The 22,142-nt window shown below is 63.2% G+C and carries 16 protein-coding genes and 5 tRNA genes; 14 read left to right on the top strand and 7 right to left on the bottom strand.

The window, feature by feature from the left end; genetic code table 11:
• Window positions 1-30: 30 nt before the first annotated feature.
• The 4 genes from HMPREF1478_RS09245 to HMPREF1478_RS09230 are packed head-to-tail and all read left to right on the top strand — an operon-like array spanning window position 31 to window position 2,025.
• Window positions 31-333, top strand: a complete 303-nt coding sequence (locus tag HMPREF1478_RS09245; RefSeq protein WP_016461805.1) for a DUF4193 domain-containing protein — start codon at window positions 31-33, stop codon at window positions 331-333.
• Between the two features lie 9 nt (window positions 334-342).
• Window positions 343-975, top strand: a complete 633-nt coding sequence (locus HMPREF1478_RS09240; RefSeq protein ID WP_016461804.1) for a DUF3710 domain-containing protein — start codon at window positions 343-345, stop codon at window positions 973-975.
• Between the two features lies 1 nt (window position 976).
• Window positions 977-1,357, top strand: coding sequence for a hypothetical protein (locus HMPREF1478_RS09235; RefSeq protein WP_016461803.1), 381 nt, complete (start codon window positions 977-979; stop codon window positions 1,355-1,357).
• The gene (locus tag HMPREF1478_RS09230) at window positions 1,357-2,025 is read left to right on the top strand and encodes a DUF3159 domain-containing protein (protein ID WP_016461802.1); all 669 of its coding nucleotides are present in this window, start codon (window positions 1,357-1,359) and stop codon (window positions 2,023-2,025) included. The genes HMPREF1478_RS09235 and HMPREF1478_RS09230 overlap by 1 nt, the downstream gene beginning before the upstream one ends.
• Here the strand turns inward: HMPREF1478_RS09230 and HMPREF1478_RS09225 are convergent.
• Both HMPREF1478_RS09225 and HMPREF1478_RS09220 read right to left on the bottom strand, forming a co-directional pair.
• Window positions 1,974-2,672: a potassium channel family protein gene (locus HMPREF1478_RS09225; RefSeq protein WP_016461801.1), complete on the bottom strand. Its 699-nt coding sequence runs from the start codon at window positions 2,670-2,672 to the stop codon at window positions 1,974-1,976. The two genes, HMPREF1478_RS09230 and HMPREF1478_RS09225, sit on opposite strands and share 52 nt — an antisense overlap.
• Window positions 2,673-2,674: 2 nt before the next feature.
• Window positions 2,675-3,325, bottom strand: coding sequence for a potassium channel family protein (locus HMPREF1478_RS09220; RefSeq protein ID WP_048677650.1), 651 nt, complete (start codon window positions 3,323-3,325; stop codon window positions 2,675-2,677).
• A 105-nt stretch (window positions 3,326-3,430) separates the two neighbouring features.
• Between HMPREF1478_RS09220 and HMPREF1478_RS09215 the strand changes: the two genes are divergently transcribed.
• Entirely contained in the window at window positions 3,431-5,509 is a 2,079-nt protein-coding gene (locus tag HMPREF1478_RS09215; RefSeq protein WP_016461799.1) for an APC family permease, read from the top strand.
• The gene (locus tag HMPREF1478_RS09210; RefSeq protein WP_016461798.1) at window positions 5,506-6,855 is read left to right on the top strand and encodes a class I SAM-dependent RNA methyltransferase; all 1,350 of its coding nucleotides are present in this window, start codon (window positions 5,506-5,508) and stop codon (window positions 6,853-6,855) included. The genes HMPREF1478_RS09215 and HMPREF1478_RS09210 overlap by 4 nt, the downstream gene beginning before the upstream one ends.
• On the opposite strand, the gene HMPREF1478_RS09205 is transcribed toward HMPREF1478_RS09210, so the two are convergent.
• Window positions 6,852-8,693, bottom strand: coding sequence for a chloride channel protein (locus tag HMPREF1478_RS09205; protein WP_016461797.1), 1,842 nt, complete (start codon window positions 8,691-8,693; stop codon window positions 6,852-6,854). The genes HMPREF1478_RS09210 and HMPREF1478_RS09205 overlap by 4 nt on opposite strands.
• Complete coding sequence (locus HMPREF1478_RS09200) at window positions 8,690-10,690, bottom strand: alpha/beta hydrolase family protein (RefSeq protein ID WP_016461796.1); 2,001 nt, start codon at window positions 10,688-10,690, stop codon at window positions 8,690-8,692. The genes HMPREF1478_RS09205 and HMPREF1478_RS09200 overlap by 4 nt, the downstream gene beginning before the upstream one ends.
• A 134-nt stretch (window positions 10,691-10,824) precedes the next feature.
• On the opposite strand from HMPREF1478_RS09200, the gene dxs reads away from it, so the two are divergent.
• Complete coding sequence (dxs, locus tag HMPREF1478_RS09195; protein ID WP_016461795.1) at window positions 10,825-12,726, top strand: 1-deoxy-D-xylulose-5-phosphate synthase; 1,902 nt, start codon at window positions 10,825-10,827, stop codon at window positions 12,724-12,726.
• A 10-nt stretch (window positions 12,727-12,736) separates the two neighbouring features.
• Here the strand turns inward: dxs and HMPREF1478_RS09190 are convergent, their stop codons facing one another.
• The 3 genes from HMPREF1478_RS09190 to glgX form a co-directional block, all read right to left on the bottom strand.
• On the bottom strand, window positions 12,737-13,981 hold the full coding sequence (locus HMPREF1478_RS09190; protein ID WP_016461794.1) for an HRDC domain-containing protein: 1,245 nt from the start codon (window positions 13,979-13,981) through the stop codon (window positions 12,737-12,739).
• A complete protein-coding gene (locus tag HMPREF1478_RS09185; protein ID WP_016461793.1) occupies window positions 13,982-14,506 on the bottom strand; it encodes a DUF3000 family protein in 525 nt (174 codons plus the stop codon).
• Window positions 14,507-14,648: 142 nt separating this feature from the next.
• Window positions 14,649-16,760, bottom strand: coding sequence for a glycogen debranching protein GlgX (gene glgX / locus HMPREF1478_RS09180; RefSeq protein ID WP_016461792.1), 2,112 nt, complete (start codon window positions 16,758-16,760; stop codon window positions 14,649-14,651).
• A gap of 153 nt (window positions 16,761-16,913) precedes the next feature.
• On the opposite strand from glgX, the gene HMPREF1478_RS09175 reads away from it, so the two are divergent.
• The 7 genes from HMPREF1478_RS09175 to HMPREF1478_RS09145 all read left to right on the top strand — a co-directional run bounded on the left by HMPREF1478_RS09175 (window position 16,914) and on the right by HMPREF1478_RS09145 (window position 22,120).
• Window positions 16,914-16,986 (top strand) — tRNA-Gly (locus HMPREF1478_RS09175).
• Between the two features lies 1 nt (window position 16,987).
• Window positions 16,988-17,059, top strand: a tRNA-Val gene (locus tag HMPREF1478_RS09170).
• 56 nt (window positions 17,060-17,115) lie between these two features.
• Window positions 17,116-17,188 (top strand) — tRNA-Gly (locus HMPREF1478_RS09165).
• A 34-nt stretch (window positions 17,189-17,222) separates the two neighbouring features.
• Window positions 17,223-17,293 (top strand) — tRNA-Cys (locus tag HMPREF1478_RS09160).
• Window position 17,294: 1 nt separating this feature from the next.
• Window positions 17,295-17,369 (top strand) — tRNA-Val (locus HMPREF1478_RS09155).
• Window positions 17,370-17,856: 487 nt separating this feature from the next.
• Window positions 17,857-19,485, top strand: coding sequence for a DUF5979 domain-containing protein (locus HMPREF1478_RS09150; protein WP_016461791.1), 1,629 nt, complete (start codon window positions 17,857-17,859; stop codon window positions 19,483-19,485).
• A 736-nt stretch (window positions 19,486-20,221) separates the two neighbouring features.
• Window positions 20,222-22,120, top strand: a complete 1,899-nt coding sequence (locus HMPREF1478_RS09145) for a DUF5979 domain-containing protein (protein ID WP_016461790.1) — start codon at window positions 20,222-20,224, stop codon at window positions 22,118-22,120.
• Window positions 22,121-22,142: the final 22 nt, after the last annotated feature.

Below are 22,142 nucleotides of genomic sequence, written 5' to 3'. Positions count from 1 at the left end.
AACCGGCTCGAGAGGCGAAAGGGGAGAACCATGGCAACCGATTACGATGCGCCGCGCAAGAACGAAGACGAGGTCGCAGAGGACTCGATCGAAGAGCTGAAGTCCCGTCGCAACGACGCCGGCTCCGCTGAGATTGAGGAAGACGAGAACGAGGCCGCCGAGAATTTTGAACTTCCCGGCGCTGACCTGTCAAAGGAAGAACTGACCGTTCACGTCGTTCCCCGTCAAGAAGACGAGTTCACCTGCTCGCAGTGCTTCCTCGTGCACCACGCGTCGCAGCTCGACCACGTGGACGCCAGCGGCGCTCCCGTGTGCACCGAGTGCGCGATGTGAGGTAGGACGATGTTCGGACGCAAGAAGAAGACTGCAGAAGACGACGTCGAAGAGGTTGAGGTTCTGCCTCGCCTCAGCGACGAAGACGCGGAGATCTGGAGCGAGCCCGGCCCTCGCAACTACGGTGAGGTCGACGCCTCCGAAGGCTACGTCGACATGGGATCCATCCTGTTCCCGGCGGTTCAGGGCATGCAGCTGCGCACGCAGGTCGCTGACGACGGTACGACCGTCCTGCAGATCCTGGTCGTGCTCGGTAGCTCCGGCATTCAGATGAGCGTCGCCGCCGCGCCCCGATCCGGAGGCGTGTGGGAGGAGCTGCGCGAAGAAATCCGCAAGGGTTTCGAAGAGCAGGGCGCCAAGGTCGCCGACTATCCGACGCGCTACGGAGACGAGCTGCTCGTCGATATGCCGATGCAGATGCCCGATGGTCGTTCTGCGACCTCCCGCATGCGTATCATCGGTCGCGAAGGCGACCGATGGTTCGCGCGCATCGATATCCTCGGCCCGGCTGCCGCGAACGCCGACGCCGGCGTCGAGATCGAGAAGGTCATCGATCGCATTATCGTGCGACGCGATGACCACCCGCGCACGCGCCTGGAGCTGCTCCCGGTGCACCTGCCCGCGGGTGCTCAGGAGGCCTGACATGGCATCGTGGATCGCTCGGGTCGGCGCCGCGCTCGGCCTCGATAAGGATGCGCGTTCTCTGGACGCAGCTCTCGACGAGGACTCGGCGCGCGCCGCCCGCGGGGTCACGCCTATCCGCGACGTGACGGACCGCTCGCACGTGCTCGTCTTCGGCACGCTCCTCGGCATGACCTACCCGCCCGAGGAAGGCACTCAGCGGGTGCTCGTCGCCACGCTCTACGACGGCACCGACACTCTGGAGCTGCGCTGGCCTGGGCGCACGTCCATCCCCGGGCTCAGCGTCGGCCAGCGCCTCGAAGTTGAGGGCACTGTCGGGCGTACGGGGGACCGCCTCGTGATTATCAATCCCCTGTATCGCGTCATCGCAGGGGAAGGCTGATGCCCACTCCGCGTTGGATGGACCAGGCAACCTCCGAGGACTTCTCCTGGTCAGACGCGCTCGGAGGTACGCGCGGAGTCATCGAGGCGACGGCTCCCGGCCTTGTTTTCGTGATCGTCTTCGTCGCAACCCGCGCCCTCGTGCCGACACTGGTAGCGGCGTCGTGCGTGGCGTTGCTCGCCTGTGTGCTCCGGCTTGTCCAGAGACAGGGGCTCCAGCAGGCCCTCTCGGGGCTGTTCGGCGTCGCCATCGGCGTCATTTTTGCCGCGGCCACGGGACGCGGGGAGAATTACTTCGCGTGGGGCATTGCCACGAACGTGGCCATGGCCCTCGCCTTCGCCCTGTCCGTCCTGCTCAGGCGAGGCCTCGTCGCCCAGTTCTACGGGCCACTGACGGGCCTGGCTAAGGGATGGCAGTCCGACCCGGCACGCGCGGACCTCGCGCGCAGGTGCAACCTACTCACGTGGATGTGGGCGGGAATCTTCGCGGCGCGTGTCGCAGTCCAGGCCCCTCTCTGGCTCGGTGGCCAGGTCGCGGCGCTCGGTATCGCCAAGCTGGCCCTGGGCCTCCCGCTCTTCGCCCTGGGCGCCTGGGCCACCTGGTGGGGGCTGCGCGGCTACTCCTCGTCCTCGGAGGATGCCTCGGACTCAGGAGAAGCGACCAACTGACGAAGCTTCGTCAGCTCCTCGGCATCCGCATCGGGGACGAGCAGGAGTAGCTCGTCCGCGGCCTCGAACACGTCATCGGCGCTCGGAGTGATCGGACGGCCATCGCGCAGGAGCGCAGCTAGCACCGAGCGCGCAGGCAACTCGAGGGAGTGGACGCGCTTGCCGACGACCGGAGAATCGTCCGGCAGGATGAGAGCGTGCATAGATACGGCAGCGGTATTGAAAGAGAACAGGCGCACCGGGATACCCACCGACACGGCCTCTTCGACGAGAGACGTCATGATGCGCGGCGTCGACACCGACACATCCACACCCCATGCCTGATCAAAGAGCCACTCGTTCTTCGGGTTGTTCAGGCGGGCGACGACGCGAGGAACCGCAAACTCCGTTTTGGCCAGCAGAGAGATGACCAGGTTCGCCTTGTCGTCCCCCGTGGCTGCAACCATCACGTCGGCCTCGGCCACGCCAGCGTCGCGCAGGGCATCGGGCGAGCACGCATCTGCGAGCACCCAGTCAGCGTCAGCAACCGAGGAAATACGCAGCTTTTCGGGCATGTTGTCGATCAGGGTAATGTCGTGACCGTGAGCGAGGAGCTCCAGGGCAACGCTGCGCCCGACCGAACCGGCTCCAGCAATGACGATCTTCATGCTCACTCCTCCGTCTTGGGCGGGCTGGCCAGCTGATCGCGCAGCGCGGCCGTATCCGTCCCATTGATCGCAAAGTACAGTTGGTCGTGCTCCTGAACGACCAGGTCAGGCGATGCCGTGCGAATCGACCCCAGGCGCGAGGTGAATGCAATCCGGCACCCCGTCAGCTCCTCGACGAGCTGGAAGCTCAGCCCATACCAGGGCGCAGAGGGCGTTGCGTTGACGAGAGCGACCTCACCGGTCGGATGTGACCAGATCAGTGAGGCATCCGGCGGCAGCAGGCGACGCAGGACCGACTCCGCAGTGCGCTGGACAGACGCAACAGTGGGAATGCCGAGGCGCTCATACAGGTAGGCGCGAGTCGGGTCATAGATGCGCGCAACCACGTGTTCAACGTGAAAAACCTCACGAGCGACGCGCGCGGCAATAATGTTCGAGTTATCACCCGATGAGACTGCCGCAAACGCATACGCCTCCTTGATGTTCGCTTGACGCAGGCAGTCACGGTCCATGCCCACGCCCGTCACACGACGGCCGGAAAAGTCCGGTGACAGGCGAGAGAAAGCCTTGGAATCCTGGTCAATAACCGCCACGGAATGACCCGCAGCGTCCAACGTCGATGCAAGGCGAGCGCCGACGCGCCCGCAACCCATGATCACAAAGTGCACGACTACCAAAGTACTCCGGTCCCCGCGTAATAGCCATGCGTGAAGTTTCGGCGTTCCCATGCTCGGCAACGTGGACTAGGCTTGTTATTCGTGACGAACTTGTTGGCCTACGCAAAGCGCGTGCTCATCGGACGCCCGATGCGATCGGACGCGATGGGCCACCAGCTTCTCCCCAAACGTATTGCTCTGCCAATCTTCGCGTCGGATGCGCTCTCGTCGGTCGCCTACGCGCCCGATGAAGTCCTCCTGACGCTTGCGCTCGCCGGATCCATGGCCGCCCTTCAGTCGGTCTGGGTGGGCGTTGTTGTTGCTCTCGTGTTGGCTGTCGTGGTCGCGTCCTACCGCCAGACGGTTCACGCCTACCCCTCAGGTGGCGGCGATTACGAGGTTGTGACCACGAACTTGGGTCGGTCGTGGGGGCTCCTCGTCGCCTCGGCCTTGTTGGTCGACTACATCCTCACCGTTGCCGTCTCGATTTCGTCGGGCGCCAACTACATCACGACGGCAGTCCCCGCGCTCCTCGGCCACGAGGTTCCCATCGCGGTGGCGCTCGTCATTATTCTGGCGACTCTGAACCTGCGCGGTACACGCGAGGCCGGTGGCGCGTTTGCCGTGCCCACCTACCTGTACATGGGCGCGATCGGCCTGATGGTCGTCGTCGGTTTCGCAAAGATGGCAACCGGGCACCTGGGTGCGGCTCCGACGGCCGCCTACGAGCTCGTTGCTGCCCCCGCTCACGCGGACGGCCTCGCCGGACTCGCGGGCGCTTTCCTCCTCATGCGCGCCTTCTCGTCGGGTTGCGCGGCCCTCACCGGCGTTGAGGCGATCTCTAACGGCGTGCCGATGTTCCGCCGCCCCAAGTCGCGCAACGCGGCCACCACGCTGGCGATGCTCGGCCTCATCGCGGCTTCGATGATGATCTCAATCCTAGTGCTGGCCCGTGCGACCGGCGTGAAAATCGTCGACGACGCGGCGAGCCAGTTGACCTATCAGGGCGCGCCCGTCCCGGAGAAAACGCCGATCGACCCGGCGATCTCTCAGATTGCGTCGGCTGTTTTCGGACAAGGGTCGATCCTGTTCATTGTGATCACCGTCGTCACCGGCTTCATCCTGGTTCTCGCCGGTAACACGGCGTTTAACGGATTCCCGACGCTGGCCTCGGTCCTGTCGCGTGATTCTTTCCTGCCTCACCAGATGGTGCGCCGTGGCGATCGCCTGTCGTATTCGAACGGCATCGTCGTTCTGACCATCGCGGCGATCGCGCTCATCGTCGGCTTCCAGGCACAGACGACACGCCTGATCCAGCTCTATGTCGTCGGCGTCTTTATTTCCTTCACGCTCTCGCAGCTGGGCATGATCAAGCACTGGAACAAGCAGTTGCGTTCGCGTCAGTCCGGTCAGGAGCGTATGGCCGTTCTGCGCTCGCGCGCCGTCAATATCGTTGGCTTCATGATGACGGGCATCGTGCTCCTCATCGTGCTGGCCACGAAGTTCACGCACGGCGCGTGGATCACGTTGCTCATGATCGCCATTGCTTTTGGCGTCCAGATTTCGATTCACCACCACTATGAAACCGTTCGCACGCAGCTGCGTGTGGACGACTGGAACGCTCGGCGTGCGCTGCCCACTCGCGTGCGCGCCCTCGTGCTCGTCTCCTCGCTGTCACGCCCCGCGATGCGTGCGATCGCGGCTGCTCGCGCGTCGTCACCAACGTCGATCGAGCTCGTGTCCGTCGTCGCGGACGATGAGGAAGAAAACAAGATTCTGCGCCAGTGGAAGGCCTCCGGTGTTCCCGTGCCTCTGACGCTCCTGTCAGCGCCCTACCGTGACATCGCATCGGTGATCTTGCAGTACGTGCGGGGGCGTCGTCGCTCGATGCCCACCGAGATGCTGGTGGTCTACATGCCCCAGTTCCTCGTCACCCACTGGTGGGAGAACTTCGTGCACAACCAGTCCGCGCTCCGCCTGCGCGCCGCGCTCCTGGGTGTCCCCGGGGTGGTGATTACCATCGTTCCGTGGCAGCTGGGCGAGGACGACGTCGTTGAGGGACGCCAGCGTGTCAACGACCCGTTCTTACGTGTCGGAGCACCGGCACCGAGTGAGTCGAATCCCCGCACTGAACAGCCCGGCGACGCCAGCGCCGATGCTACCGCCGAGGAGAGCGCATGAGTCCCCGTCCGTCCCGTCGCCGTCCCTCCCCGCGTCGACGCCCCGTCTCCGCGCAGCCACGGGAGGGGATTGGCGAGATTCTCGAGCTGACGGTCGGGGAACCCGCTCACGGTGGAGCGTGCGTCGCCCGCGACGAGAGCGGGCGCGTTGTCTTCGTGCGCCACTCGGCGCCCGGTGAGGTAGTCCGTGCGCGCGTGAGTGCCGTCCAGAAGAAGCTCGCATGGGCGGATGCCGTGGAGGTTCTTGAGCCGTCACCTGATCGCGTCGAGTCCGTCTGGCCCCAGGCGGGTCCGGGTGGCGTTGGCGGCGGCGAGCTCGCTCACCTGACTCCGGGTGCTCAGCGTGATTGGAAGTCTCGCGTGATCGCCGGGCAGCTGCGCCGCGTGGGCGGCGAGGCCCTGGCCGAAGCCGTGGATGCCCTCGGGGGAGTGCGCGTCGCACCTGCGCCCGGCGACGAGGACCCGAACGATCCGCTGACCGGTCGCCGCTCGCGCATCGATGTTGTCATCGACGCGGATGGCCGTGCTGGTATGCACGAGTTTCGCGGCCGCCGAGTGATTGCGCTCGATGATATGCCGCTGGCTGTTCCCTCGATCCGTGAGCTCGGCCTGTTCGACGCGGATGCGCCGTGGCGTCGCCTGTGGAAGCCGGGGGACCGTGTGCGCGCTGTGGCCCCGTCCGGTGGCGATCCCGTCGTTCTGATCGGCGATGACACCTACGCCGCTGACGGCGTGCGTATTGACGCCGACGTCTTGCGTTGGAACGTGCCCGTCGGCTCCGGTGTCGAGTCGTACTACGTGCGCCCCTCTGGTTTTTGGCAGACGCACGCGCGCGGCGCCGAGGTGCTTGCGAACGCTGTGCGTGCTGCTGCGTTCGGTTCGGACGAGGCTGGGGCTGGCCGTGCGGTCATGGAACTCTACTCGGGGGCGGGCCTGTTCTCCGTGCCGCTCGCGCGCGCTCTTGGCGAGACGGGGCGTATGGTGACGCTTGAGGGTGACGAGGCCGCCGTGCGTGACGCGGGCGAGAATCTCGCAGCCTTTGATTGGGTGGATGCGTTCGCTGGCAACGTGGATCGCGAGGGTATTGTCGACCTGGCCGGCCAGCTCGGCGCTGTGCCCGACGTAGTCGTGGCGGACCCGCCGCGTGCCGGCGCCGGTGCCGAGGTGTGCGAGGCGATCACCGCCACGGGTGCTCCTCGCGTCGTCCTGGTCTCGTGTGACCCCGCAGCGGGTGCGCGCGACCTGCGCGCCCTCACCGAGGCCGGATACGAGCTCGAATCACTGCAGGCGTGGGACCTCTTCCCCCACACCCACCACGTCGAGACGGTGTCGGTTCTGAGCCGCTAGCGGGTCTTCCTGCGCTCTAGCATGCGCGAGCCCCACGACGTCTGCGTGCGCGCCTCGATTGCGCGGCGCTGATCGCGGTACATGCGATCCACCAGGTCGCGTTCGGATACCCAGCCCACGACGTGTCGATCCATATCCACGACGGGCAAAGACTGCAGGCCTGTGCGCCGCAGCGCCCCGAGAACCTCGGACGGGGGAGCGGAGGCGGCCACGGCCTCGTCGATGAGAGGCAAATCCGCCAGGGGAGCATCCAGAGAACCATCCTCCTGCGTGAGCTCAGCCAGGCGCAACGAGGACACGAGGCCGACGAAACGCCCTTTGTCGGACACGACGGGCAGAACCGTCTCCCTCGTGCGGCGCAGGGCAGCGATGGCGGAGGCAGCGCTCGTGGTCGATGCCAGTGTCTCGGGGACCTCCATCATCCACTCGGACGCCGCGCGGGTACCCAGCAGAGTGCCGTCGACCGGGTCGTCAAGCACGTCACCGCGGCGGCGCAGTTTCTCCGTGTAGATCGTCGCGCGCGTGAGGAAACGCGACGCCCCCGTCGCGATCACGACTGCGAGCATCATCGGCAGAATCAGCGAGAACTGGCCGGTCATCTCCACGATGATGAGAACGGCCGTCATGGGGGCACGTGCGGCGCCCGCGAAAGCGGCACCCATGCCGACCACGGCAAAAACACCGATGGGAGAATCCGATAGCGGGGAGACAATGTTTCCGAAGGCCGCACCAGCCATCGCACCGATGAAGAGCGTGGGCGCGAAGACGCCGCCCGAACCGCCCATACCGATCGTGAACGACGTGTAGACGGCGCGCCCCAGCATGAGGGCGAGAAGGAATGCGATCGAGAAGTTTCCGGCGATCGCCTCCTCCTCCAGCGGATACCCCGAGCCGTACATGTACGGGAACGCAACGAGAGCGACGCCGAGGGCGAGACCGAGGACACCCGGACGCGCCCACTCAGGTAGGTGCGTGCGTGCCCACACCCAGTCAATCGCGTCCTCTGAGGCATACAGGAGCTTCGAGAAGCCCAAGCCGCACAGGCCAGCAACGAGGCCGAGAACAGCAACCCACCACATGTCCGACATCGACGCGAACGTCAGGTTGTCGGCGACGTGCACGACCATCTCATCCCCCTGCAGGATGCGTGCAACCACCGACGACGTGACGGCGGAGAGGACGACGAAACCGAAGGTTTCGGCCGTGAATTCGACGAGAATAACCTCAAGAGCGAAGACGGCACCCGCGAGAGGCGCATGGAATGTGGCCGCGATGCCAGCCGCCGAGCCGCACGAGGCCAGCAAGACCACGCGGGAGACGGGCATATGCAGCCACGAGGCAATGGTGGAACCCAGCGACGCTCCGACCTGAACGATCGGGCCCTCGCGGCCAGCGGATCCGCCCGAGCCGATAGTCAGTGCCGACGCAATGATCTTCACGATCGCAACGCGCCCCGGGATGCGCCCACCCTTACGACGCACAGCGAGCATCACCTCGGGGATGCCATGGCCCTTCGCAGAAGGGGCGAAGCGCTGGATCAGCGGTCCGTACAGGAGACCAGCGATAGCGGGGGAGAGGAGGAGAAAGAGCCAAGGTGCCCACCCCCAGACGCCGTGCGACTGACCGATGTGGGTCGTGTACTCGTCGAAACCTGTCGACACCCAGGTCCATGCGCGGATCGCAAGGTTAAACAGGACGGCTGCTGCGCCGACGACGCCGCCAACGAGTGCAGCGGCGACGCCGAGCAGGGAACGATGCGCGGCGACCGTCTGGCCGACGCGTAAGCGAGTCCCCGCAGCCGGTTCCTCTGGCTGCGGGGACTGTACTGTGTGTGTCACAGGTTTGCGATCTCCACGTGAATGGGGGCGTCAATGGCGATGCCCCAGATGGTCCGGTAGAAGGACAGCTCCGACTGCCATGCATCCTTGATGTTGATGGCCGAGCGGAAGCAGTGTCCCTCACCCTGATAGAGCTTGAGGGCAACAGCATTGCCGTTCGCCCGCAGCGCCTCGTACATTTCCTGGGCCTGCGAGGCGGGGACCACCGGGTCTGCGGTGCCCTGCAGGAGCATGAGAGGCGCCTTAATGTCGGACACTCGGTTGATCGGCGAGCGCTGCGCCCACACCGGATCCGACCTGTCGTCCGTACCGAGCAGAATGCCATCGTAGTGCGACTCAAACTTGTGGCTGGTTTCGGCCAGCTTCGCCAGGTCCGCGATGCCCGAGAAGGAAGCGCCGGCGGTGAACACGTCAGAGGATGCCAGCGCGTTGAGCACGGTGAAGCCACCGGAGGAACGGCCGCGGATCGCGATCCGCTTGGGATCGACGCGCCCCAGATCAACGAGGTACTGGGCGCCGTCAATGCAGTCCTGAACGTCCATGACACCCCAGTTGCCGTTCAGACGCTGACGGTAGGGACGCCCGAAGGAGGTCGAACCGCGGAAATTCACGTCCAGAACAGCAAATCCACGGCTGGTCCAGTACTGGAACGGCACCTGCAGGCCGGGGCGTGCAGCCTCGGTCGGGCCGCCGTGCACGTTCACGATGAGGGGCGGAAGCTCACCCTCAGGGGCGGTGAAATCAGGGTTCACGGGCGCGTAGTAGAAGCCGTGAGCCTCCTCGCCGTCCGAGGTCTTCCACGTCAGCATCTCGGCCGTGGAGACGAGGGCGGTCGGGACCTCGGCCTCTGAGGAAGGACGCAGTACCTTGGTCTTACCACGCGATACTTCGATGATGGCGGGCGTGTGGGTGGCGGAGTCGGCAAGGAAAACGACGCGACCATCAGCGGCTGCCACGTTACCGATGGGCCACCAACCGGTCGCCCACTCTTCGGCCATGCCGTTGTCGATACGCACAGTTCCGATGTGCCAGACCTGGTCCTCAGCCCACGAACACACGAGGTAGTCGTTGTCGTAGTTATCGTAGGAGTGCAGGCCGAGCTGCCAGTGCGGGTGCGAGAATGCGCGATGTCCGGGGTGCAACGCACGGGTGCGCAGCCGCGAGGTCCACGCGTTTGCGTCCTCGCCTTCCTTCCACACGAAGCCCTGGGTGCGGTACAGGTTTGCCCAGCCGGAGGAATCATCCACGTGGATCAGGTCACCGTCAAGGGTCCAACGTGGCTCGTAGACGCACACGCCCGGGCGATCCACCAGGACAACCTCCTGGTCGATGGTTCCCTCGAAGGTCAGGGAGGCGACGCGCAGCTGAGAATACGTCCACGGCATGTTCGGGTGGTTCCAGGTGATCCACGCGATCTTTGTGCCGTCCGGGGACACCGTGGGTGCCTGCGCGAAGTCGGTGCCCTCGAACACCGTGATGATTGCGCTGTCATCGCGCGCGGCGGACCCATCGAGCGGAATGGCGACGATCTTGTTCACGGGCTCGCCCGGAGCTGAGTGGTCCTCGGCGACCGCGTACACGAGTTCGCGCACGTCAGCGATCCAGAAGTCGCCGTAACGGACCTTCGACAGGGTCGTGAGCGGGCGCACGACGCGGCGCGGATCGGCCGTATCAAAGGCGTACACGCGGCCATCGGTCTGATCGGAGAAGACGATGACGCCATGGTGAACGGCATACGCCTTACCGCCGTACTCGTGTACGCGTGTGCCGACGTCGGGCAGGCGAGAACCATCGATCAGGGGCAGAACTTCGCCCGTCTCACCCGTTGCACGACGGCGCAGCAGCGTGCCGCGACCGCCCTGGAGTGGATGTCCTTCAACCCAGTAGGTATCGGGTCCATCGACACGAACCTGGGAGAGCGTGACCGAACGGGCGGTGAAGGAATCGCCCGAGATGGGGGACTCCCACAGGCCGTGGGGTGCGACGGTGACGGACATAGTGCCTCCTTAAGCGGTACGGCGAGCCAACAGTGTCTATCTTAGTGCGCGTGCTTGTCGCCTGCGCGGGTCGAAGGTAGCTGACATGCACTTTGATCTGTAGGTGAGACGCTTGGGCAACTACACTGGTTGCTATGTCTGGAACACGAGAGTCGCGCGACCTGCTGTCGCGCTGCAGCGCACCGCGTGAGCTGCGTCGCCTGGAACGCGAGCAGCTGGACGATTTGGCGGCGGAAATTCGCGGGTTCCTGATTGACAACGTGTCGCGCACGGGTGGGCACCTTGGTCCCAATCTGGGTGTCGTTGAGCTAACGATCGGTTTGCACAGGGTGTTCCGGTCCCCGCAGGACACGATTGTGTTCGATACGGGGCACCAGGCTTACGTGCATAAGCTGTTGACGGGCCGTCAGGATTTTTCATCGCTGCGCTGCCCGGGCGGACTGTCCGGCTACCCGTCGCGCGCCGAATCTGAGCATGACGTCGTTGAGTCTTCGCACGCGTCCGCGTCGATCGCGTGGGTGGATGGTATTTCGCGGGAAAAGCACCGCCGGGGTGACCGTACGTGGACTGTCGGTGTGATCGGCGATGGCGCGCTGACCGGCGGCCTCGCGTGGGAGGCGCTCAACAACATTGCGACGGCGAAGAATCGTCGCATCGTGATTGTGGTGAACGACAATGGGCGCTCGTATGCGCCGACGATCGGTGGACTCGCCGATCATCTTGATGCCTTGCGTACCTCCGCTGGTTACGAGAAGGCGCTTGCCTGGGGAAAACAACATCTCCTCAGTCACGGCACGCCCGGCCGCGCGGCCTACGACGCGTTGCACGGCCTGAAGGCGGGTATCAAGGACGCTCTCATTCCCCAGGTGATGTTCGAAGACCTGGGCCTGAAATACATTGGGCCCGTCAACGGGCATGACATTTCTGCGGTGGAGACTGCGCTTCGCCGGGCGCGTTCTCTGAGCGAGCCCGTTCTCGTCCATATGATCACGGAGAAGGGGCGCGGATACACTCCCGCAGAGGAAGATATAGCGGATCGCTTCCACGCCGTCGGACCGATCCACCCGGAGACTGGCCTGCCCGTCGCTCCTGAGCGTTTTGGCTGGACCGGAGTGTTCGCCGATGAGATTTGCGCTCAGGCGGCTACGCGCGACGATATCGTCGGCATTACCGCGGCGATGATGCGCCCGGTCGGTTTGGGTCCGATGCACGAGGCCTACCCGGGTCGCGTGATCGACGTCGGCATCGCCGAGGCCGAGGCCGTGGCTTCCGCAGCTGGCATGGCCTACGAGGGTGCGCATCCCGTGGTCGCGCTCTATGCGACGTTCTTGAACCGTGGCTTTGACCAGCTCCTCATGGATGTTGCTCTCCATCGTGCGGGAGTGACGCTCGTGCTCGATCGCGCCGGAGTCACGGGTGCGGACGGCGCGTCGCATAATGGCGTGTGGGATATTGCCATGTGCTCCCTGATTCCGGGCCTGCGTCTGGCCGCGCCCCGTGATGAGGACACACTGCGTTCTCGCGTGCGTGAGGCGCTCGATGTTGACGATGCGCCCACCGTCATCCGATACCGCAAGGGTTCTCTGCCGGAGCCCATGCCCGCGCTTCGTAGCGTCGGGGGAGTGGACATTCTTGTCGACGAGGCCGGGGCGGACTCGCCCGCTCGAGTCCTCATCGTTGGTACCGGAGCATGCGCACCCGATGCGATTGAGGCCGCGCGTCGCCTGGTGGCTGACGGTATGAGCGTGACCGTCGCGGATCCGCAGTGGATGATCCCAGTGCCGCAGGAGTTGACAGCGATGGCTCACGATTACGATTGCGTGGTCAGCGTCGAGGATGGCATCGTCCAGGGCGGTTTTGGTTGGTCACTGCGCGATACGTTGGCGGAAGCGGGCGTGCCCGTACGATGCCTCGGCGTGCCGCAGGGATTCCCCGAGCATGGTGATCGAACGGCGTTGATCGCGCGCTTCGGCTACGACGCCGACGGCATTGAGCGTGCCGTGCGCGAGCTGATTGAGCGACTCTCCGCCTGCTAACGATCCCTGGTCAGACGCCGAGCGCGTCGCAGATTGGGTCGAGCGTCAAATCGATCTGCCAGTCGCGCGCACCGCGATTGACCATGCGTTCTTCGACCTCATCGCCAGACGGACGCGATGGGTCCAGGGGAGCCCACGCGAGGTAGCGCTGCACCTGGGGCGCCAGGACCACCTCGGGCGCGAGCCCCAGACTCGACGCGACCGAGGCGACAGCGTTGCGTACCGTTCCCAGGCGCGCGGCCGAAGCCTCGTCGATTCGGTTCCACTGGCGAGGCTCCGGGATCGACCCCGGTTGAACGGGCTTGCGCTTGGGAGGCAGCTCATCCTCCGTCATGGCGGCCACGCTGGCCAGTGCCCGCATCCACTCGTCTTCGTACTGGCGGGCGACGGGGGAGCGGAACTCGCTGATGCTCATGAGGGCGCGCCTATTGCGCGGAGGATTTGAGGCCGCGCGAACAAGGGCCGCGTTGCGCACGAGGCGGCCCGGGCTCAGGTCGATACGCTGAGCAATCGACTCGCGCGTCTCCCACAGCGCTTTGAGCACCGCCAGGCCACGGCGCGATCGAATCTTTCCCGCGCCGGGAACGGAACGCCACCGATCGGGCTTAGGGGCAGGAGGAGTGACCGATAGCGCATGGGCAAACTCCTGCTGTGCCCACTCCCAGCGGCCCATCTCATCGAGCCTCTTCGACAGGCGATAGTAGAGTTCGGTCAGCAACTCGACGTCGAGGGCCGCGTAGCGCAGCCACTCCTTGGGCAGCGGACGCACCGACCAATCCGATGCCTGATGATCCTTCACGAGGCCTAGGCCGAGAATCTGCTCGGCGACGGCCGCCAGGCCGAAACGCTCCAGGCCAATCAGGCGAGCGGCAATCTCAGTGTCGAAGAGAGCCGGGGGACGAAGTCCCACCTGGCGGAGATTTGGCAAGTCCTGCAGGCAATCATGCAGAAGCCAGACGTCTTCCACGCCCGGCTGAAGCGCAGACAGGTCCGGCAGTGCGTGTGTGTCAATGAGGAATGTGCCCACGTCCTCACGTCGAATCTGGACGAGGTAGGGGTCTGCGCCGTAGCGGAAACCCTGAGCGCGCTCAACATCGACGGCGATCGGGGTCGACCCGACGCTCAGCGCGCGGGCGGCAGCCTCAAGATCCTTCCGAGTGTCAATGACGGCAGGGGTCCCCCCACGCGGCTGCGCAATAAGCTCCGGATTATCCGTATCGCCCTGCGGCAAGCCGCCGCCATTGTTGACCAGCACTCAGACTCCTTCGAGATGACGGGCAGGCACAATCCCTGCCGTCCGACGCATCACATCCGCCCATCCGGACAGATGCTCACCAAGATACTCACTGTACGGCGTCCATGACGCGCGGACCTCAACGAACAGGGATGATCCGCGTAGCTCGAGACCACCGAAAGCTTCACTCATTTCCCGCGTCACGGTGCCCGTCATGTCATGGAATCCTGCCCCTGCGCTCTCCAAGCAGTCCAGCGTCCAGCCCCAGATCCCCTCCGACAGCATCGGATCGCCGATCATCTCGGCATCTACCTGGGCGCGCAGCTGAGAGACGATGCGGAACGTACCATTCCAGCCGAGCTGCTCGATAGGATCGTGCAGGATCACCATGCGACCACTCGATAGGGGCTGTCCGGCCTCGTCCTCGTCCGTGGTCCGCATCGCGAGTGCAGCCGTGTAGGGCGCCAGACGACGAGGCGGGGGGATCTCCTCGAGGAGGATGTGCGGCAGGTGGTCCGCCTGCCGCAGGGACAGCAGAGCCCGCATAAACTCCTCGGGCACCGCGTTTTCATTCACAAATCAAATCGTACGGGTGTCCACACGCCTTTTGGGCCAGACGCGCCGCCAACCCCCAGGTCGATAAATAGCCGGTACACGTACCCGGAAGTTGGCGGTTTGTCTTACTCGTTTATAGCCCGCGTGGGTTGCGCAGGATGTACGACGTGCGAGGCCCAACGTGCACGACGTCGCCCGAGTGGTACTCGGCGCGATCATCGTCACCCGCCGTGTCAACAACGGTGTGCCAGATGTGACCGTACTTCGTGTCGGGGAGCGTGAAATCGACGGGCTCCGGAGCCGCGTTCAGAAGTAGGAGGAAATCGTCATCAAGGATCCGGCGCCCATTTGCATCGGGCTCTCGAATGGCGTCGCCGTTGTAGAACACCATCGTCGATCGTGCCCACGGCTGGTTCCACTCCTCCTCCGTCATGTGGGTACCGCCGGGGGTGAACCACTCGATTTCGCCGAGCTCTGACTCGCCGCCGCGCTCGGCCGGTCCTTCGAGGAAGCGCCGACGGCGCATGACGGGGTGATCGCGGCGCAGGTGGATGAGGTGGCGGGTGAATTGCAGGAGCTTATGGTCGCACTCGTCCAGATCCCAGTTAATCCACGAGATCTCGTTGTCCTGGCAGTACGCATTGTTGTTGCCGCGCTGGGTGCGCCCGAGCTCGTCGCCATGGGCGATCATGGGCACGCCCTGGGAGAACATGAGGGTCGTCAGGAAGTTGCGCTGCTGTCGGTAGCGCAACTCGATGATTTCCTGATCGTCTGTGTCGCCCTCTGCGCCGCAGTTCCATGAACGGTTGTCGTTCGCTCCATCCGCGCCGCCTTCGAGGTTCGCCTCATTGTGCTTTTCGTTGTAGGAGACGAGGTCGCGCAGCGTGAAGCCGTCGTGTGCAACCACGAAGTTGATGGACGCCATGGGCTTGCGGCCCGTCGAGCCATACAGGTCCGAGGACCCTGCGAGGCGCGAGGCGAAGTCGGGCAACGAGGAGAATTCTCCGCGCCAGAAGTCGCGCACCGTATCGCGGTACCTGCCGTTCCACTCGGACCACAGTGGTGGGAAGCCGCCCACCTGGTAGCCGTCAGAGCCGACGTCCCACGGTTCGGCGATGAGCTTGACCTGCGAGACGACGGGATCCTGGTGGATCAGATCGAAGAAAGCGGACAGGCGATCGACTTCGGCGAACTGACGTGCCAGGGTGGAGGCGAGGTCGAAGCGGAAGCCATCGACGTGCATCTCCGTGACCCAATAGCGCAGCGAATCCATGATGAGCTGCAGGACCTGAGGGGAACTCATCAGAAGAGAATTGCCCGTGCCCGTCGTATCGAAGTAGTGCTGACGGTCCCCGTCGACGAGACGGTAGTAGGAAGGATTGTCGATGCCGCGGAACGACAGGGTCGGTCCCATGTGGTTGCCCTCGGCCGTGTGGTTGTAGACGACATCGAGGATGACTTCGATGTTGGCCGCGTGCAGCGCTTTGACCATTGCCTTGAACTCAGAGACCTGCGCGCCCGGTTCCTTCGTCGCCGCGTAGCCATTGTGCGGGGCAAAATAACCGATCGTGTTGTAGCCCCAGTAGTTCGACAGTCCCTTCGCCTGCAGGGTCGTGTCGTTCGTGAACTGGTGAATCGGCATGAGCTCGACCGTGGTGATGCCGAGCTTCTTCAAGTGCTCAATGATCGCAGGGTGCGCCATGCCGGCATACGTTCCTCGCAGATCCTCTGGGACCTCCGGATGACGCATGGTCATACCCTTGATGTGGGCCTCGTAGATGATCGACTCAGAGTAATCGTGGCCGGGGCTATGGTCGCCTTCCCAGTCGAAGAAGGGGTTGACGACGACCGAATGCATCGTCGCGTCGGCGGAGTCACCGCCTTTAAGAGTGAGCGGGTCGTCGGCCTGATAGGAGAGAAGATCGAGAGAATCTGTCAGCTGACCTTCAATCGCCTTCGCATAGGGGTCAAGAAGGAGCTTCGAGGAGTCGCATCGTAGGCCATTCTGGGGGTCCCAGGGGCCGTCAATGCGGTATCCGTAGCGCTGTCCGGCGCGCACCTGAGGCACGTAGACGTGCCAGACGTAGGCGTCGACCTCCGTCATGGGGATACGCATTTCATTGAGATCGTCATCCAAGAGGCACAGTGTCACAGACGTCGCGACCGAGGAGTAGATCGCGAAGTTCGTACCGGTTCCGTCAAAGGTGGCACCCAGGGGGTATGCCTTGCCAGGTCGCGTTTCCATACCGTCAAGCCTCCCACGAATATGCTGAGACGGGCTATAATCCGCGCAAAAATGGTCATGTGACTTGGATAACGGCTGTTTGGTTTTGCGTTCGGGGTGGATCGTCTGTTAAGGTTTTACCCGTTGCGAAGAACGGTTGACGTTCTGAGAAACGCGGATGTGGCTCAGTTGGTAGAGCATCACCTTGCCAAGGTGAGGGTCGCGGGTTCGAGTCCCGTCATCCGCTCGGGCGATTGGCGCAGCGGGAGCGCGCTTCCCTGACACGGAAGAGGTCACTGGTTCGATCCCAGTATCGCCCACGGTCATCCTGGTAACAGGATCGGCGGGCTTTTGCCCGGCCGCACATGCGGTTCACGCGGATGTGGCTCAGTTGGTAGAGCATCACCTTGCCAAGGTGAGGGTCGCGGGTTCGAGTCCCGTCATCCGCTCTCAATCGGGAATCCACTCGATCCCATTGGGTGTGGTGGGTTGGCCGAGAGGCGAGGCAGCGGCCTGCAAAGCCGTATACACGGGTTCGAATCCCGTACCCACCTCGGGCGATTGGCGCAGGGGTAGCGCGCTTCCTTCACACGGAAGAGGTCACTGGTTCGATCCCAGTATCGCCCACCAGTCAGCCGGATCTAACGATTCGGCTTTTTGTTTATCTGGCTCCCACCTTTCCGGTGGGAGCTTTGTCGTGTGTGTGTGGCAGTGGGTATGCGCTGTTGGTTCTTGCTCCTGTGCAGTGTTGGGGTTCCTAACGGCATGGTTGGCCGGCTGGGAGAGCGTCGACTGTCCGTGTGGTCGGGGAGCTAACCGGTGAATTGGTGTCGGCTGAGCGCCTCCTGTTATCCGTTCGGTTTGTTTCCTGAACAGCAGGTTAGTTTGTCGGACTCTCGGTGCCACTGTTGTCAACGTTGGCGACACGCCCGAACAACAAATTTTGTCACTTTATAAAGTAGCTTGAAAACTCAGCGAGAATTGCTTTTGTCGATCCCGCATTTTTCGGTGTTTTCAGAACGTATTTTTTCCATTCTTGACCGTATTGCAGGTGATTGGCATAGACTGATTCGGTATGCGGCGACGCCGTCGCTCATCCCGTTGACAGGAGTTTTCTATGGTTGCCCTGAAGCGCCGTCACTTCGGCGTCCTTCTTGCGACTTTCGCATTGGTTCTGAGTTTCTTCGGTCTGGCGCAGTTCGTTGGCGCCCAGGCCCCTGCTTCCGCGGCTCCCTTGAGCTGCCCGGCGCCGACTACGGATGTGAGTGCCAAGGTCACGCTGGATTGGGACAACGCTCAGCTTGTCGACCACAGCGGTCGAGAGACCCATGCCGTTGGTGACTGGTGGGACCTGGGCATCAAGCTCCCGTGGCAGACACAGGGACGCGTGAAGGCGGGCGACTACTTCACCTATGACGCGTCGATCGTGAACTCCGCGACGGGCCAGAGCGTCCTGCGCCCGAACATTACCCGCCAGTTTGAGGTTGTCTCCAATAACGGCGTTGTCGTCGGCTGTGGTACCTGGGGCACTGACGGCAAGGTGACCGTCGTTTTCAACGAAAAGGTCGAGTCTGCCGCGCAGTGGTACGGCCACGTTTCTACGAACGGCCTCACCTACTACACGGGCCCCGGAGATGAGACCTACAAGGTGAAGCTGGGTCAGAAGGTAGAGCGCGAGCTGACCATGCTGCGCCGTACGCCCGGCGTGGCGCGCTACCAGAAGGATGGCTGGCTGACCCTTTCGGACAGCGAGGATGGGGATGAGAATAAGGCCATCATGTGGCGCGTCGTCTTCCCTGCTGGCGATACGGCCGTGACCGGCGCTTCGATCGTTGACGAGGTCCCCGCGGGCTCCAACTGGAACTTCAACTGCGATGTCGTGAACGAGTACACGAAGAACCATACCTACCTCGTGACTGACCCGACGACATCCGCCGGTTTGAACCAGGGCAATGACACCTCGCACGGCGCTTTCGGTGCCGCTGCGCAGGTCGACTGCTCGTCGACGAAGGTGACCGTCACGCTCGCCGAAATCCCGGCGAACCAGTCCGCCATCATTCTTCTGCCCGGCCATGTTGCCGGCGCCAAGCGCGCTGGCGACATCAACGGTCTCTTCTCGAACACTGTGAACTTCAATGTCGCGGGCGTGAAGATCACTGAGCCCATCACGAAGGTTCTACGCTACGGCGCATCTGCCGACGCCTACGCCCACCAGACTTTCTCTGTGACCAAGAAGGTGGAGGGTGACCTGCCCGAGTCCGCGAAGGACCTCGAGTACACGCTGTCGATCACTCTGAAGAACGATGCTGATCCCTCGGTGAACAAGACCTTCGAAGCGACCCTCAAGGCTGGTGAAACCTACACCTACCCCACGTCGCTCCCGCTGGGCACCGTTGTCACCGTTTCTGAGGGTGACCTGCCCGCCGGTGCCGACATCACGTGGGTTGATGGCCAGAGCCGAGTCTTTGAGACCGCCGATGGTGTCACCCTCTCTGCGAACAATCGTGAGGCCACCTTCACGCTGAGTGATGATCAGGTCTACTCGTTGACGCTTACGAACGTTCTGGCGCCGACTCCGACCCCGTCGGCCACGCCCTCGACTCCTGCTCCGACCCCCTCGACCACGCCGTCGCCTGCACCTCAGCTGGCGAAGACCGGTACGGATGCTGCCGGACTGGGCGTCTTGGCAGGAATTGTCGCAATTGCTGGCCTGTCCCTCGTGGCTGCCAAGCGTCGCGGTCACTGATGTGATTGGTCAGTGGGGCGTGTGAGCGCCTGACTAACTCTCGCTGGGCGGGATGAGCGTTGCTCATCCCGCCCACTTTTTTCTCCGTTGTGGTGTGTCAGGGGCGAGCTGGCAAGCAGCGATTCGCCCACAAGCGGAGGGGGGAGCGCAGGTGTTTATTTCTCGCATGTGGAACGAGAATAGCTGAATTGTTACGGCTTCCTGTTGAATGGTTCTCGAACTCTTCGGGGAGATGGGGTAGAGAGGCGTCAAAAGACGAAAGTCCTGTCAAAACGGCAGGCTCCTTGTTGCGTTGCATGTCTGATGAGTGGATGCAGCGGGTGCATCGATGCTGCAACAGGTTATGCGTGCGTGTTATGGGGGACTGAATCGCCTGGTTCAAGCCGATTTCTATCGATTGTTCGTGATAGTCAGCAGGGTGAGAGAGGGTTGTCGCCCTGTGGTGGTTGGGCTCAACAATCGTCAGGAATGGCAGATAATGTGATGAAGCACATTTTTGAGTCGCATATGCGTTTGTGCTGGTCAAGCCTGATTGACCTGCTGTGCGGGAAATTAAAATGGGTGATTTACTCAGTGCTTTCTGAATCTATAGATATACAGGTAAGAGCTGTTTGACAGCAAAATTATATCGAAATAGTTTCTCTCTGATTGTGCAATTGTGGGCTATTTTGTGTCGTTACTCTATAATTATGTGCTTGAGGCGACATAGCCTCACGCCCATCGACAGGAGTAATTTATGGTCGCGTTCAAGAGCAGTCGGCTTAGCGCACTTCTTGTGGCTTTTGCATTGGTACTGACTTTCTTTGGTGCTCTGCAGCTATCTACGACCGGCACTGCGTCCGCTACGGCACTCGCATGCCCCGCCCCGACGACGAACGTCAATGACAAGGTTGATCTCGACTGGGACAACGTGCAGCTGGTCAACCCCCAGGGGAGTCAGGCCAAGACGGTTGCTGATCTGTGGGATCTCGGAGTGAAGCTTCCTTGGAAGACAAAGGGGGCTGTCAAGGCCGGTGACTTCTTCACCTACGACGCGACCGTCGCCGAGGCCGGTAGCGGCCAGCCAATCCTGCGACCCACCGCTGAACGCACCTTCGACGTTCGCTCTGCAAACGGTGTCGTCGTTGGTTGCGGTACGTGGGGGACCGACGGCATTGTCACCGTTGTCTTTAACGAGAATGCCGACTCTGCTGCGCAATGGGCCGGTTCCGTCACGACGAGCGCAATGGTTCGCTATACCGGACCCGCGAAGGAGAACTTCCAAGTTCAGGTCGGCAACAAGGTATTGGCAAGCACGCTCAATATGGTCGTGAAGCCGACTGGTGAGGCCCGCTATGCCAAGGAAGGCTGGCTCGGACTGAACGACAGCGAAGACGGTGACGAGAATAAGGCCATCATGTGGCGTGTCATCTTTCCTGCCGGGGAGCAGTCCGTCACCGGAGGATCGATTGTTGACGAGGTTCCTGCAGGTGAGGACTGGTCCTTTGACTGCGCGACAGTGACCGACTACGTCAAGAAGCACACCTTCGTCGTCGTTGATCCGACCACTCCCGAGGGTAAGCGTCAGAGCAAGGACACGTCCAACGGCGCCTTTGGCGCAGGCTCCACAGTTACGTGCACCCCGCAGAAGGTTACGGTCAACTTCCCGACGATCCCTGCTCACCAGTCCGCGATCGTTGAGATCCCGAGCCGTGTTGAGGGTGCTACGCGTGCCTCAGATGTGGCAGGTAAGTTCACTAATACGGTCAACTTCACTGTTCCGGGTAAGAATGTCGCGCCTGTTACCAAGGTTGCGCGTTTTGGCGCGGTGGCGGACGCCTTCGCCCATCAGACCTTCTCGGTGGTCAAGAAGGTTGACGGCGAGCTGCCCGAGGGGGCCAAGGACCTCAACTACACCCTCAACATCACCCTGAAGAATGACGCCGATCCGTCAGTGAACAAGACCTACCAGGCGATCGTGAAGGCGGGCAAGAAGTACACCTATCCAGGAACGTTGCCCCTTGGTACGCAGGTGACTGTCTCCGAGGGCGAGCTTCCTACCGCCGATGGTGTCACCTGGAACGAGGCCGAGAGCCGCATCTTCGGGACCGCGCAGGGTGTTGCTCTCAAGGCCGGTAACCGCGAGGCGACGTTCACGCTGAGCGAGGATAACGTCTTCGCGCTGACGCTCAACAACAAGCTCGCCCCGACGCCGACGCCGACGCCTACTCCGACGCCGACGCCGACACCTACTCCGACGCCGACGCCGACACCTACTCCGACGCCGACACCGACGCCTACTCCGACGTCGACGCCCACACCGACGCCGTCGGAGAGTCCGACGCCCACGCCGACTCCGACGCCGACGCCTACGCCGACTCCGACGCCTACGCCGACTCCGACTCCGACGCCCACGCCCACGCCGTCGGAGAGCCCCACGCCGTCGGAGAGCCCCACGCCGACACCGACGCCAACGCCCACGCCGTCGGAGAGCCCCACGCCGACACCGACGCCAACGCCCACGTCGACCCCGTCGACACCTCCGACGCCGCGTCTGGCGAAGACGGGCACAGATGCGGCGAGCCTCGGCTTCCTGACGGGCCTCGTGGCAATTGCAGGAGTGTCGCTGGTGATCGCGCAGCGCCGTCGCAGCTGACACATTCCCTGAAAGAAGCGCG

The sequence above is a fragment of the Actinomyces sp. HPA0247 genome (assembly GCA_000411415.1).
In the GTDB taxonomy this organism is placed as follows: Bacteria; Actinomycetota; Actinomycetes; order Actinomycetales; family Actinomycetaceae; genus Pauljensenia.
Note: the sequence above shows the minus strand (reverse complement) of the source record. Positions and strands in the feature narration are given on the sequence as shown.

Excerpts from the sequence above, each read along its gene's own strand:
- HMPREF1478_RS09245 (WP_016461805.1), top strand. The coding sequence starts at position 31 with ATGGCAACCGATTACGATGCGCCGCGCAAGAACGAAGACGAGGTCGCA.
- HMPREF1478_RS09240 (WP_016461804.1), top strand. The coding sequence starts at position 343 with ATGTTCGGACGCAAGAAGAAGACTGCAGAAGACGACGTCGAAGAGGTT.
- HMPREF1478_RS09235 (WP_016461803.1), top strand. The coding sequence starts at position 977 with ATGGCATCGTGGATCGCTCGGGTCGGCGCCGCGCTCGGCCTCGATAAG.
- HMPREF1478_RS09230 (WP_016461802.1), top strand. The coding sequence starts at position 1,357 with ATGCCCACTCCGCGTTGGATGGACCAGGCAACCTCCGAGGACTTCTCC.
- HMPREF1478_RS09225 (WP_016461801.1), bottom strand. The coding sequence starts at position 2,672 with ATGAAGATCGTCATTGCTGGAGCCGGTTCGGTCGGGCGCAGCGTTGCC.
- HMPREF1478_RS09220 (WP_048677650.1), bottom strand. The coding sequence starts at position 3,325 with ATGGGTTGCGGGCGCGTCGGCGCTCGCCTTGCATCGACGTTGGACGCT.
- HMPREF1478_RS09210 (WP_016461798.1), top strand. The coding sequence starts at position 5,506 with ATGAGTCCCCGTCCGTCCCGTCGCCGTCCCTCCCCGCGTCGACGCCCC.
- HMPREF1478_RS09200 (WP_016461796.1), bottom strand. The coding sequence starts at position 10,690 with ATGTCCGTCACCGTCGCACCCCACGGCCTGTGGGAGTCCCCCATCTCG.
- dxs (WP_016461795.1), top strand. The coding sequence starts at position 10,825 with ATGTCTGGAACACGAGAGTCGCGCGACCTGCTGTCGCGCTGCAGCGCA.
- HMPREF1478_RS09185 (WP_016461793.1), bottom strand. The coding sequence starts at position 14,506 with ATGCGGGCTCTGCTGTCCCTGCGGCAGGCGGACCACCTGCCGCACATC.
- glgX (WP_016461792.1), bottom strand. The coding sequence starts at position 16,760 with ATGGAAACGCGACCTGGCAAGGCATACCCCCTGGGTGCCACCTTTGAC.
- HMPREF1478_RS09150 (WP_016461791.1), top strand. The coding sequence starts at position 17,857 with ATGGTTGCCCTGAAGCGCCGTCACTTCGGCGTCCTTCTTGCGACTTTC.
- HMPREF1478_RS09145 (WP_016461790.1), top strand. The coding sequence starts at position 20,222 with ATGGTCGCGTTCAAGAGCAGTCGGCTTAGCGCACTTCTTGTGGCTTTT.